The sequence below is a fragment of the Bradyrhizobium sp. CCBAU 11386 genome (assembly GCF_028128955.1).
Classification (GTDB): Bacteria; Pseudomonadota; Alphaproteobacteria; order Rhizobiales; family Xanthobacteraceae; genus Bradyrhizobium.
The window spans coordinates 49,833-62,108 of the sequence record NZ_LBKA01000222.1; the positions used below are offsets into that span (position 1 = coordinate 49,833).

Genomic DNA, 12,276 nt, shown 5'->3' on the forward strand with positions numbered 1-12,276 from the left:
CGTTGTTTTTCTGGATTATCGGGCGAGCCGCCGGGGCCCCCTTTCGGGTCCGGCTGACGGAGGAGACTGAGGGTACATGCGGAGCGCGTCGGGAGGTCCCCGCGTCTTGTTGAGACGGCTCCGCGAAACCATGGCGGAGCAGGTCTCGGCCCAGGAGCGGCTGGACAAGATCGTGGTGCTGATCGCCGCCAACATGGTGGCCGAGGTATGCTCGGTCTATGTGCTGCGCGTCGACAACACGCTCGAGCTCTACGCCACCGAAGGTCTCAACCGCGAGGCGGTGCACCACACCGTGCTCAGCGCCCATGAAGGCCTGGTCGGCCTCGTCGCCAGCGAGGCGACGCCGCTCAATCTGAACGACGCGCAGAGCCACCCGGCCTTCTCGTTCCGTCCGGAGACCGGCGAAGAAATCTACCACTCCTTCCTCGGCGTGCCGATCCTGCGCGCCGGCAACACGCTCGGCGTGCTGGTGGTGCAGAACCGCGCCAAGCGCACCTATGTCGAGGAGGAGCTCGAGGCGCTGCAGACCACCGCGATGGTGCTGGCCGAGCTGATCGCCTCCGGCGAATTGTCGGCGCTGGCCCAGCCGGGCCTCGAGCCGGCCGCGCGCCACTCCATGCAGAAGGTCGGCGCGATCCTGTCGGAAGGCATCGCGCTCGGCCATGTCGTGCTGCACGAGCCGCGCGTCGTCATCAAGGACTACATCGCCGAGGACCTGCCGAAGGAAATCAAGCGGCTGGACACCGCGCTCGCCAAGCTGCGCGCCGATCTCGACCGCATGCTGGAACGCGGCGACGTCGCCGAGGGCGGCGAGCACCGCGATGTGCTGGAAGCCTATCGCATGTTCGCCAACGACCAGGGCTGGTCGCACAAGCTGCACGAGGCGGTCGCGACCGGCCTCACGGCGGAAGCGGCCGTCGAGCGCGTGCAGTCCGACACCCGCGCGCGCATGCTGCGCTCGACCGATCCTTATTTGCGCGACCGGCTGCATGACCTCGAGGATCTCGGCTATCGCCTGATGCGGCAGCTGGTCGGCCAGGACCATGCGCCGTCACGCGAACAATTGCCCGACAACGCCATCGTCATCGCCCGCGCGATGGGCCCGGCGGCGCTGCTCGACTACGACCGCAAGCGCCTGCGCGGCATCGTGCTGGAGGAAGGCACCGCCAACTCCCACGTCTCGATCGTGGCGCGCGCGCTCGGAATCCCTGCGGTCGGCGAGGTGCCGAACGCGCCTGGCATCGCCGATCCCGGCGATGCCATCATCGTCGACGGCACCTCGGGCTCGATCTATGTGCGCCCGTCGCAGGAGATCGAGGCAGCCTTCGCCGAGCGCGTGCGCTTCCGCGCCCGCCGCCAGGCGCAGTACCTCGCGCTGCGCGACCGGCCCTGCGTCACCAAGGACGGCCAGAAGGTCGAGCTGATGATCAACGCAGGTCTCGCCATCGACCTGCCGCATATCGAGGACACCGGCAGCGCCGGCATCGGCCTGTTCCGCACCGAGCTGCAATTCATGGTCGGCCAGAGCCTGCCGCGCACCAGCGACCAGCTCGCGCTCTACCGCACCGTGCTGGATGCGGCGGGCACCAAGCCCGTCACCTTCCGCACCCTCGACATCGGCGGCGACAAGGCGCTGCCCTACATGGAAGCGGTGATCGAGGAAAATCCCGCGCTCGGCTGGCGCGCGATCCGGCTCGGGCTCGACCGTCCCGGCCTGCTGCGCGGCCAGATCCGCGCGCTGCTGCGCGCCGGCGGCGGCCGCGCGCTGCGCATCATGTTCCCGATGATCTCGGAGGTCGCCGAGTTCGATTCGGCAAAGGCGCTGGTCGAGCGCGAGCTCACCTATCTGCGCCAGCACGGCCATACGCTGCCCGAGCGCATCGACATCGGCACCATGGTCGAGGTGCCGGCGCTGCTGTATCAGCTCGACGAGCTGCTGAAGAAGGTCGATTTCATCTCGGTCGGCTCCAACGATCTGTTCCAGTTCCTGTTCGCGGTCGACCGCGGCAATGCCAAGGTCTCCGAACGCTTCGACACCATGTCGGCGCCGATCCTGCGCGCGCTGCGCGACATTGCCCGCAAGTCCAATGCGGCGAAGAAGTCGCTGTCGCTCTGCGGCGAGATGGCCTCCAAGCCGATCGGCGCGCTGGCGCTGATCGCGATGGGCTATCGCTCGCTGTCGCTGTCGGCGACCGCGCTCGGCCCGGTCAAGGCGATGGTGATCGATCTCGATGCCAAGAAAGCCGAGGCGATGCTCGGCCCGTTGCTGGATGCGCCAAGCGGCAGCGTCTCGATCCGGCAGAAGCTGACGGAATTTGCCGAGGCCGAAGGCCTGGCCTTGTAGCGGGCCTGTCGCCCGCGTCCCGCTGCCTCGCCGCCTTCCGCCATTTGAGACTTACCCGATGTCGTCACTCCCCGAAGCCAAACTGGACGTCCTGCTCGCGCATCACGCTTCGCTCGAGGCCGAATCGCTCGGACAGCTCGCCTCCGAGCGCTACGTGCAGATCACGCGCGAGCTCGCCGAGATCACGCCGCTGATCGAGGCGGTCAAGGCCTATCGTGCCGCGGTCAAGGAGGTCGCCGACACCGAGGCGCTGATCGCCGATCCCGCGACGGATGCGGAGATGCGCGGCATGGCGGAAGCCGAGCGCGACGAGCTGGCGCCAAAGATCGAGGATCTCGTCCAGAGGATCCGCGTCGCGCTGCTGCCCAAGGACGCCATGGACGACCGCAACGTGGTGCTGGAAATCCGCGCCGGCACCGGCGGCGACGAGGCCTCGCTGTTCGCCGGCGACCTGTTCCGGATGTACGAGCGCTTCGCGAGCCTGCAGGGCTGGAAGGTCGAGGTGATTTCGGCGAGCGAAGGCACTGTCGGCGGCTACAAGGAAATCATCGCGGAGGTGCAGGGCCGCGGCGCGTTCTCGAAGTTGAAGTTCGAGTCCGGCGTGCACCGGGTGCAGCGCGTGCCCGACACCGAGACGCAAGGGCGCATCCACACCTCGGCTGCCACCGTCGCGGTGCTGCCCGAGGTCGAGGACGTCGACGTCGAGATCAAGAACGACGATCTGCGCATCGAGACCATGCGCGCGCAGGGCGCCGGCGGCCAGCACGTCAACAAGACCGAATCGGCGATCCGCATCACCCACATCCCGACCGGCATCGTGGTGATGATGCAGGACAGCCGCTCGCAGCACAAGAACCGCGCCTCGGCCATGAACATCCTGCGCTCGCGCATCTACGACGCCGAGCGGCAACGCGTCGATGCGGCGCGCTCGGCCGAGCGCAAGGAAAAGGTCGGCTCCGGCGACCGCAGCGAACGCATCCGCACCTATAACTTCCCGCAAGGGCGCGTCACCGACCACCGCATCAATCTGACACTTTACAAGCTGCCGCAGGTGATCGCGGGCGAAGCGCTGGGCGAATTGATCGACGCACTGACCACCGAGCACCAGGCTGCACAGCTCGCCGCGCAAGGCGCGGCGGCGTGACGCCCCGCGTGAGCGACCGCTTCACCGGACAATCGATCGAGAGCGCACGGCGCGCACTGGCGGCGCAGCTGCGATCGGCGCAGCTCGATGAGGCCGAGCTCGACGCCCGGATCCTGCTTGGTGCAGCGCTCGGCCTCGATCTCACCGGCCTGATCGCGCAGGCCGCCCGGCTCCTCACGGAAGCGGAGGCCTCGCGGCTCGCGCAGCATGCGCAACGCCGGATCGCGGGCGAGCCGGTGGCGCGCATCCTCGGCACGCGCGAATTCTGGGGCCTGCCGTTCCGTCTGTCGGAGGCAACCCTGGTCCCACGCCCCGACACCGAAACGGTGGTCGAGCGTGCGCTCGAGCTTTTCCGCGAGCAGAAGGCAATCCACCAGCCATGCATCGCCGACATCGGCACCGGATCCGGCGCGATCCTGCTGGCGCTGTTGCACGATATTCCCGGCGCCTTCGGCGTCGGCACCGATCTCAGCCTGAACGCGCTCGAGACCGCCAGGGGCAATGCCGCAGCCCTCGGCCTTGCCGACCGCTCCGCCTTCGTCGCCTGCTCCTATCTGGCGGCGCTTCATGGCCCGTTCGACCTCATCGTGTCGAATCCGCCCTATATCCCCTCCGCCGAAATTCCGAAATTGAGCATCGAGGTGCGCGCGCACGATCCGCATCTGGCGCTCGACGGCGGCAATGACGGATATGACGCCTACCGCGCCCTGATCCCGCAGGCGGCCGAGCGTCTCGCTCCCGGCGGAGCGCTGATCGTCGAGGCCGGACAGGGCCAGGCCCGAAATATTGAAACCCTGATGACGGCTGCGGCGTTGGTGGTGGACAGGCCGGCCAAGGCCGATTTGGCGGGTATCCCGCGGGCCGTTTCGGCCCGAAAAATGCCCCCATAAAAGCCGGATTGGCCTGTAAAAACCACTTGGAATATCCCTTGGGAACGACTACCTTCTACTCAACACATCGGTGTCGGCCCCGTACACCTACGGGCGAAAGCCGGGCTCTCGAAGCGAGAGCTTCACTGATTTTAGGTTCCAAGCCGCAGGTCCTGTTAAGCGCGATGGCCCATTGAGGTGCGCAGCTTTCCGACCGCAAAGTGAACGAAAGCCTGATATTGCGCGCGAAGACTAACGCAAGAAACCAGGGCTTGTTTTGGCAGGCAAAATGAATGGGTTCGCTGGCGATGAATGCTGGCGGGTGGGGAACGCGTCTTTGTTGAACGCGACGGTCGACGAACATTGGCAGGGTTCAAGCCGCTTCTCGCGTGCGATGCGCGCGAGCGATGTGAACCGCTGTCATCAGGTCACTCTCAGCAATCAGTAATGCGTGCAACCTTTAGGGCTGGAATTAAAGGCAGGACATGAGAAACGGTCAGAACAAGCAGCGGATGCGCAACCGCAACAACAACAACAACAATAACAACAACCGGCGCGGCCAGAACCCGATGACCCGGGTCTACGAGTCCAACGGACCCGATATCAAGATCCGCGGCACGGCTTCGCATATCGCTGAAAAGTATCTCCAGCTCGCGCGCGACGCGCGCTCCTCGGGCGATCCCGTTGCAGCCGAGAACTACTACCAGCACGCCGAGCATTATTTCCGCCTGATCGCGGCCGCCCAGGAGCAGTTCCGCCAGAACCAGCAGCCGCGCGGCGACGAGCCCATCAGCAGCAATAGCGACGACGGCGAAGACGACGGCGAGAATTTCTCAAATTTCGGCCAGGAGCCGGGTTTCGTCCCGCAACCGCAGCAGCAGCCCTTCACGCGCGACCGCGACGGCCAGCGCGATCATCATCAGCGTGATCACCAGCAGCGCGACAACCAGCCGTCGTACCAGCGCGACAACCAGCAGCCGCGCGAGCACCGCGAACGCGACCATCGTCCGCAGCCGCCGCAATATCAGCCGCAGCCAATGCCGCCGAACCAGCCGCAGCCCGTCATCGCCGATGCCGGCAGCGTCGATCGCCTGCCCTCCTTCATCACCGGCGCGCAGCCGCAAGTGAATGTTGGCGGTCAGGGCGGCTTCGAGGGCGGTGGTGGTGGCGGCGAGCGCTTTCCGCGCCGGCGGCGCCGGCCGCATGGCCCGCGCCCCGAGCGCGAAGCCGCTCCGGCCGCATCCAGCGACGATCTGGCGCCCGGCGAGTAAGCTTCTTCTGATTTTCTGATCTGCATCGTCCCGGCCTCGCGCCGGGACGATTTGTTTTTTAGCGATGTACGTTGGCCGTATCGGTGAGAGCCGCAGGCACGGATCACCTCTCCCGTAGGGAGAGGTCGGATCGCGTCGATAGAGGCGATCCGGGTGAGGGGTTACGGTCTCACCGGACACAGCGGCCCCTCACCCGGATTGCTTTGCAATCCGACCTCTCCCCGTCGGGGAGAGGTGAAGCTAGCTGCGCGTCACCGTCGAGGATGGCACCAGCACCGGCTTCAACGACGGAATCAGCCGCGCCCGCTCGCGCTTGGCGGGGATCGCGCGATAGACCTGCTTGGTGGCCTCGACGATGTGCACGCCGGCAAACGGCAGCGACAGCGCCGCCCCGGCGCGCTCCCACATCTGCGCTGATTTCAGCACCCAGCCGCCGGCATAGGGCGGCATGAACAGCGCCTCGCCCCAGGCGGTCGGCGTGAACCAGGTCTGGCGCAACAGATCCGTGATCTGCGAGCGCGAATAGGGCCGGCCGTGGCCGAACGGCGTATTGTCGCTGCGCGTCCACACGCCGCGCCGGTTCGGGATCACCGCGATGACGCGGCCGGACGGCGACAGCACGCGCCACACCTCGCGCAGCAGCGCAGCCGGATCGTCCGACATCTCCAGCGCGTGGACCAGCAGGATGCGGTCGACCGCGGAATCGGGAAGCGGCAGCGAGAATTCATCCACCAGCGAGGCCAGCGCCGGCCGCCCCGTAGGCCATTTCAGGACGCCCTGGGCCGCCGGCATGAAGGCGAGGCAGCGCTCGGCGTCCTCGCGGAACAGCCCGAGATAGGGCGTGGGATAGCCGATGCCGAGCACGCGCTGGCCCTCGGCGCGCGGCCAGCGCTCCCTGATGCCGCGATTGATCATTTGCCGCGCCACAATCCCGAGGCGACGGGAATAGAACTCGCGGAGGTCGACGACGTCGATGCTCATGACGGCAATGTAACATGCGCAAGGCCGCCGCTGCGCGCTGAATATTGCATTGCCTGCGCAACCTTAACGCCATATTTGTCTGCCGGGGCTGAGCGCGAAGGAGACGTCATGGCTGCCGAAATTCGTACTTTCAGCTGTTTAAACGACAATTTCGGTTACCTGATCCACGATGTGGAAACCAAGGCGACGGCATCGATCGACGCGCCGGAGGCCGGCCCCATCCTGAAGGCGCTGGAGCGCGAGGGCTGGCAGCTCACCGACATCCTGATCACCCATCATCACGGCGATCATGTCGGCGGGGTCGCCGAACTCAAGCAGAAATATAACTGCCGCGTCGTCGCGCCGCACGACAAGACGACGAAAATCGCCAACGTCGACCTGCGCGTGGCCAATGCCGACGTGGTCAAGATCGGCAACCTGCTGGCGCGCGTCGTGGAGACGCCCGGCCACACGCTCGACCACATCTCCTACGTGTTCGACACCGAGAAGACGGTGTTCGCCGCCGACACGCTGTTTTCGATCGGCTGCGGCCGCGTCTTCGAGGGCACCTACCCGATGATGTGGGATTCGCTGTTGAAGCTGCGGGCCCTGCCCGACGATTTCAAGCTCTATTGCGGCCACGAATACACCGCCTCCAACGTCAAGTTCGCGCTCACCGTCGATCCCGACAATGCGGCGCTTCAGGCGCGCGCGGCGGAGGTGGCCAGGCTCCGCGCCGAGAACAAGCCCACGATCCCCTCACTGCTTGGTGACGAGAAGCGAGCAAACGTGTTCCTGCGCGCCGATGACCCCGCGGTCGCAGCCAGGCTACACATGAAGGGTGCGGATGCCGCCACGGTGTTCGGCGAGTTGCGCGAGCGCAAGAACAAATCCTGAAGAACTAATCCTGAAGAACAAACCTGACGGGGATCGATGCCGACCGCAGCCGAGATCATCGCGCGCCTTGAACTCCGACCGCATCCCGAAGGCGGGCACTATCGCGAGACGTTTCGCGACCAGACCACGGACGCCAACGGGCGTTCGCGCTCGACCCTCATCTACTTCCTGCTCGCGCGCGGCGAACGCTCGCACTGGCACCGGATCGATGCGGTCGAGATCTGGCATTACTATGCCGGAAGCCCGCTGATGCTGCGCATCGCGCATGAGGGTTGCTCCCAGCACGAGGTCCGCCTCGGCACGGATCTCGTGAGCGGCGAACGACCGCAGGCCATCGTGCCGGCCGATGCATGGCAGATGGCGGAGACCACCGGCGAATGGACACTGGTCGGCTGCACCGTCGCGCCGGCTTTCGAGTTCGCGAAATTCGAGCTCGCGCCGAAGGGCTGGGAGCCGTAGCTCCACACCGTCATTCCGGGGCGCCGCGCAAGCGGCGAACCCGGGATCTATCTCGCCACCATTGACGCGGATAAATGGATTCCGGGTTCGAACTTCGTGCGCCCCGGAATGACAATCATCGCTTCCTGAGCACCATGTCCTTCGCCGCGATCAGGCCGCCGCCGGCGATCAGGACCGCGGCGATGGCGATGTTGGCACTGGCCTTGGCGAAGCCCGCGGCGATAAGGAAGCCGGTCGAAAGCAGCGGCGTCGCATAGGATGCGGCGCCGAGCACGCGGATGTCGCCGCGCTTCATGCCGATGTCCCAGGCGTAGAACGCAGCACCGACGGGGCCGATGCCGAGCGCGACGACCGAGAGCCATTGCAGCGCGGTCTCCGGCCACACGGTGGTTTCGAGCACGCCATGCATCAGCGCAGCGAGCAACGCCGTGGCGAGACAGAAGCCCGCGACCGCGTCGGTCGGCACCGCCTTCAATCGGCGCGACAGCACCGAATAGGTTGCCCACACGAAGGCGGCGATGAAGGCCGCGATCAATCCCGGCACCGCCCCCGGCGCGAAGCCGGAAGTGTTGCCGGCGAACAGCAGCACGGTGCCGACGAGGCCGAGCACGGCGCCGACGATGTGATGCAGGGCCAGCCGCTCGCCCGGCAGGAACGACGAGAACAGCACGATCAGCAGCGGCCAGAGATAGTTGAGCAGACCGGCTTCAGCCGGCGGCGCGAAGCGCAGCGCGAGGAAATACAGCGCGTGATAGCCGAACAGGCCGCCGACGCCGACCACCCACACGACCAATGGCTGACGCAGGCTTTTCGCCGCCTCGCCGCGGCCGATCCAGGTCAGGAGGCCGACGAGGCCGCCGATCGCGAAGGTCATCGCGGCGAGCTGGAACGCCGGGATCTTTCCGGTCGCCACCGTCATCACTGACAGCAGTGACCACATCAGGATCGCGGTCAATCCGATCAGCGTCGCTGTGCGGGGAGTCATCGGCCACTACTTTCGTCATGGCTGAGCTTGTCCCGGCCATCCACGTTCTTCGGGGAACGTTGTAAAGACGTGGATGCCCGGGACAAGCCCGGGCATGACGACCGACTAATATCGGCAGGGAACGTGATGCGATCGCATCACACCATGTACTGGCCGCCGTTGACCGTCAGCGTCGAGCCGGTGATGGCACCGGCCTCGTCGGCGGCGAGGAACACGACCGCGCGCGCGATCTCCTCGGGCTCGCCAAGGCGGCCGATCGGGATCAGCGGCAGGATGGCCTTTTCCAGCACGTCCTTCGGCACCGCCTGCACCATTTCGGTGTTGATGTAGCCGGGGCAGATCGCGTTCACGGTGACGCCGCCCTTGGCGTTCTCCAGCGCCAAGGCCTTGGTGAAGCCGATCTCGCCGGCCTTCGCCGCGGAATAGTTCACCTGGCCGAACTGGCCCTTCTGGCCGTTGATCGAGGAGATGTTGATGATGCGGCCGAACTTGCGCCCGCGCATGCCTTCGATCACCTGGCGCGACATGTTGAACAGCGAGCCGAGATTGGTGCCGATCACGGCGTTCCATTGCTCGAGGCTCATCTTGTGGAAGGCGCCGTCCTTGGTTATGCCGGCATTGTTGACGAGCACGTCGATCGGGCCGACCTCGGCCTCGACCTTCTTCACGCCCTCGGCGCAGGCGTCGAAACTGCTGACGTCCCATTTGTAGACGGCGATGCCGGTCTCGGCCTTGAACTTCTCCGCCGCCGCATCGTTGCCGGCATAGCTCGCCGCGACCTTGTAGCCAGCCGCCGTCAGCGCCTTGCTGATCGCAGCTCCGATGCCCCGCGTACCACCCGTCACCAATGCAACACGTGCCATATCGTATTCCTTCCCTTGGACTCGTCGGACGTTTCTGAGTGATCGTTTTTAGATGCGGATTATGCGGGACGTTTGACGGACATCAAGAACAAAACGCCCGGCGTGAGCCGGGCGTTTCTTTTTAGTCGAGGCAGATGCGGCTGCGAAGAATATTTGATTTGCAATCGCTGCCTTTTTAGTCGCGTGCAACGCACTCACGTATGTGTGCAGCGCACGCGCAAGATCCACGTAAGCTGCGCGTCAGCTATCTTCAGTCGCGCGCCAGACACATCGCGATACCCATGCCGCCGCCGATGCACAGCGTGGCAAGGCCCTTCTTGGAATCGCGCTTCTGCATCTCGTGCAGCAGCGTCACCAGCACGCGCGCGCCGGAGGCGCCGACCGGGTGGCCGATCGCGATCGCGCCGCCGTTGACGTTGACCTTGGAGGTGTCCCAGCCGAGGTCCTTGTTGACGGCGCAGGCCTGCGCCGCGAAGGCCTCGTTGGCCTCGATCAGGTCGAGGTCGCCGACGTTCCAGCCGGCCTTCTTCAACGCGGCGCGCGAGGCCGGGATCGGGCCCGAGCCCATGATCTTCGGATCGACGCCGGCCTGAGCCCAGGACACGATGCGCGCGAGCGGCTTCTTGCCTTCCTTGGCAGCCTGCTTCGCGGTCATCAGCACCACGGCGGCAGCGCCGTCATTGATGCCCGAGGCCGAACCCGCGGTGACCGTGCCGTCCTTCTCGAAGGCGGGACGGAGCTTGGCCATCGCATCGAGCGTTGCGCCATGACGCGGATATTCGTCGGCGCTGACGACCACGTCGCCCTTGCGGGTCTTGATGGTGACGGGGACGATCTCGTCGTTGAACTTGCCGGCCTTCTGCGCGGCCTCGGCCTTCTGCTGCGAGGCGACCGCGAACTCGTCCTGCTGGGCGCGGGTGATCTGCCACTGGCGCGCAACGTTCTCGGCGGTGTTGCCCATGTGGTAGCCGTTGAAGGCATCCCACAGACCATCCTTGATCATGGTGTCGACAAATTCGAGCGCGCCCATCTTCACGCCGCCACGCAGATACTGGGCGTGCGGGGCCATGCTCATCGATTCCTGGCCGCCGGCGACCACGATCTCGGAATCGCCGTTGAGCAGCGCCTGGTAGCCGAGCGCGACCGTGCGCAGGCCCGAGCCGCAAAGCTGGTTGACGCCCCAGGCCGGGCTCTCCACCGGAATGCCGGCGGCGATCGAGGCCTGGCGGGCCGGGTTCTGGCCCTGGGCGGCGGTCAGGATCTGCCCCATGATGACTTCGGAGACCCGACCGGGCTCGATGCCACCGCGCTCCAGCGCGGCCTTGATGGCGATGGCGCCGAGATCGTGGGCGGGAAGGGTCGCAAACGCTCCGTTGAAGCTTCCGACCGGGGTGCGGGCGGCGCTGACGATGACGACATCGTCTGACATGGGCATCTCCTGGGGTTGAATGGGGGCAGACGGGGCTGGGGAACGGCTCGCCAGTCTCGGACGGCATCCTGTTAACGTCATTGCGGCATGTCAATCGGCCGGTGGCCAAATTCATGCCGCAGCGCATTCAAAATAGCGTTCTTGGCGCTTTCGCAAGCACGTTTTTGCTGCCCGATTAACCGTGGCGCACAAAACGGTAGCGTGACCCCTTTGAAAATGCTTATTTTGTTGCGTTGCGTACTCTTCCCGCCCTGCGGCATTGCCCGCCGGGTTCCCGTTCTCAGCGTCTTGCAAGTGAGAGCCCATGGCGAAATCAGACCAACCCACCACCATCAAGAAATACGCGAACCGCCGGCTCTATAACACCGGAACGAGCACCTATGTGACGCTGGAAGACCTCGCCGCCATGGTCAAGGATGGCGAAGACTTCCTGGTCTATGACGCCAAGACTGGCGACGACATCACCCGCTCCGTGCTGGCCCAGATCATCTTCGAGCAGGAGAACAAGGCCGGCCAGAACCTGCTGCCGACCACCTTCCTGCGCCAGCTCATCCGCTTCTACGGCGACAGCATGCAGATGGTGGTACCGAAATATCTGGAACAGTCGATCGCGACGCTGACCCAGGAGCAGGAGAAGTTCCGCAAGCAGATCGCCAACACGCTGTCCGGCACGCCCTTTGCGCCCCTGGAGGAACAGGTCCGCCGCAACATGGAGCTGTTCCAGCAGACTTTCTCGATGTTCAAGCCGTTCGCGCCTGGCGCGGTCCGCCCGGCGGCTGCGCCAGAGCCTGAGCCCGATGCGAACGCCGAGCCGGCCAAGGACACCAACATCGACGATCTGCGCCAGCAGATGAAGGAAATGCAGGAACGCCTCGAGCGGATGTCGAAGAAGGAAGAGTAGCTTCTTCGTTTGCGCCGGCGCACCTAGCGCTCTGCCTGCTATTTCTTCCGATGCTGCCACTTGCTGCGCTGTCGTCCCGGCGCAGGCCGGGACCCATACCCCCAGGGAGGAGCTGCGGCGCGACGCAGGTAACCCCGAATCATCGCCAAACCAC

The 12,276-nt window shown here is 65.6% G+C and carries 11 protein-coding genes; 7 read left to right on the top strand and 4 right to left on the bottom strand.

Annotated features, from left to right (window positions below; all coding sequences use genetic code 11):
- Positions 1-76 precede the first annotated feature (76 nt).
- The 4 genes from ptsP (at position 77) to XI09_RS19695 (ending at position 5,628) form a co-directional block, all read left to right on the top strand.
- Positions 77-2,344 (top strand): phosphoenolpyruvate--protein phosphotransferase, encoded by a 2,268-nt coding sequence (gene ptsP, locus XI09_RS19680; RefSeq protein WP_271568305.1) that lies wholly within the window; start codon positions 77-79, stop codon positions 2,342-2,344.
- A 58-nt stretch (positions 2,345-2,402) separates the two neighbouring features.
- The gene (gene prfA, locus XI09_RS19685; RefSeq protein ID WP_271568306.1) at positions 2,403-3,488 is read left to right on the top strand and encodes a peptide chain release factor 1; all 1,086 of its coding nucleotides are present in this window, start codon (positions 2,403-2,405) and stop codon (positions 3,486-3,488) included.
- Positions 3,485-4,378, top strand: a complete 894-nt coding sequence (prmC, locus tag XI09_RS19690; protein WP_271568307.1) for a peptide chain release factor N(5)-glutamine methyltransferase — start codon at positions 3,485-3,487, stop codon at positions 4,376-4,378. The genes prfA and prmC overlap by 4 nt, the downstream gene beginning before the upstream one ends.
- A 464-nt stretch (positions 4,379-4,842) precedes the next feature.
- A complete protein-coding gene (locus tag XI09_RS19695) occupies positions 4,843-5,628 on the top strand; it encodes a DUF4167 domain-containing protein (protein ID WP_271568308.1) in 786 nt (261 codons plus the stop codon).
- Between the two features lie 240 nt (positions 5,629-5,868).
- Here XI09_RS19695 and XI09_RS19700 read toward each other — a convergent pair whose 3' ends face one another.
- Entirely contained in the window at positions 5,869-6,609 is a 741-nt protein-coding gene (locus tag XI09_RS19700) for a methyltransferase domain-containing protein (RefSeq protein WP_011083053.1), read from the bottom strand.
- Positions 6,610-6,717: 108 nt separating this feature from the next.
- Here XI09_RS19700 and gloB point away from each other — a divergent pair, with 108 nt between their 5' ends.
- Together gloB and XI09_RS19710 are read left to right on the top strand one after the other, a co-directional pair.
- Entirely contained in the window at positions 6,718-7,485 is a 768-nt protein-coding gene (gloB, locus tag XI09_RS19705; protein WP_271568309.1) for a hydroxyacylglutathione hydrolase, read from the top strand.
- 36 nt (positions 7,486-7,521) lie between these two features.
- On the top strand, positions 7,522-7,944 hold the full coding sequence (locus XI09_RS19710; protein WP_011083055.1) for a cupin domain-containing protein: 423 nt from the start codon (positions 7,522-7,524) through the stop codon (positions 7,942-7,944).
- A 115-nt stretch (positions 7,945-8,059) separates the two neighbouring features.
- Here XI09_RS19710 and yddG read toward each other — a convergent pair whose 3' ends face one another.
- From yddG to XI09_RS19725, 3 genes are all read right to left on the bottom strand, one after another.
- Positions 8,060-8,929, bottom strand: a complete 870-nt coding sequence (gene yddG, locus XI09_RS19715) for an aromatic amino acid exporter YddG (RefSeq protein WP_271568310.1) — start codon at positions 8,927-8,929, stop codon at positions 8,060-8,062.
- Positions 8,930-9,066: 137 nt separating this feature from the next.
- Entirely contained in the window at positions 9,067-9,792 is a 726-nt protein-coding gene (gene phbB, locus XI09_RS19720) for an acetoacetyl-CoA reductase (RefSeq protein ID WP_271568311.1), read from the bottom strand.
- A 250-nt stretch (positions 9,793-10,042) separates the two neighbouring features.
- Positions 10,043-11,221, bottom strand: a complete 1,179-nt coding sequence (locus tag XI09_RS19725; RefSeq protein ID WP_271568312.1) for an acetyl-CoA C-acetyltransferase — start codon at positions 11,219-11,221, stop codon at positions 10,043-10,045.
- Positions 11,222-11,525: 304 nt separating this feature from the next.
- Here XI09_RS19725 and phaR point away from each other — a divergent pair, with 304 nt between their 5' ends.
- Positions 11,526-12,122, top strand: coding sequence for a polyhydroxyalkanoate synthesis repressor PhaR (gene phaR / locus XI09_RS19730; RefSeq protein WP_271568313.1), 597 nt, complete (start codon positions 11,526-11,528; stop codon positions 12,120-12,122).
- Positions 12,123-12,276 lie beyond the last annotated feature (154 nt).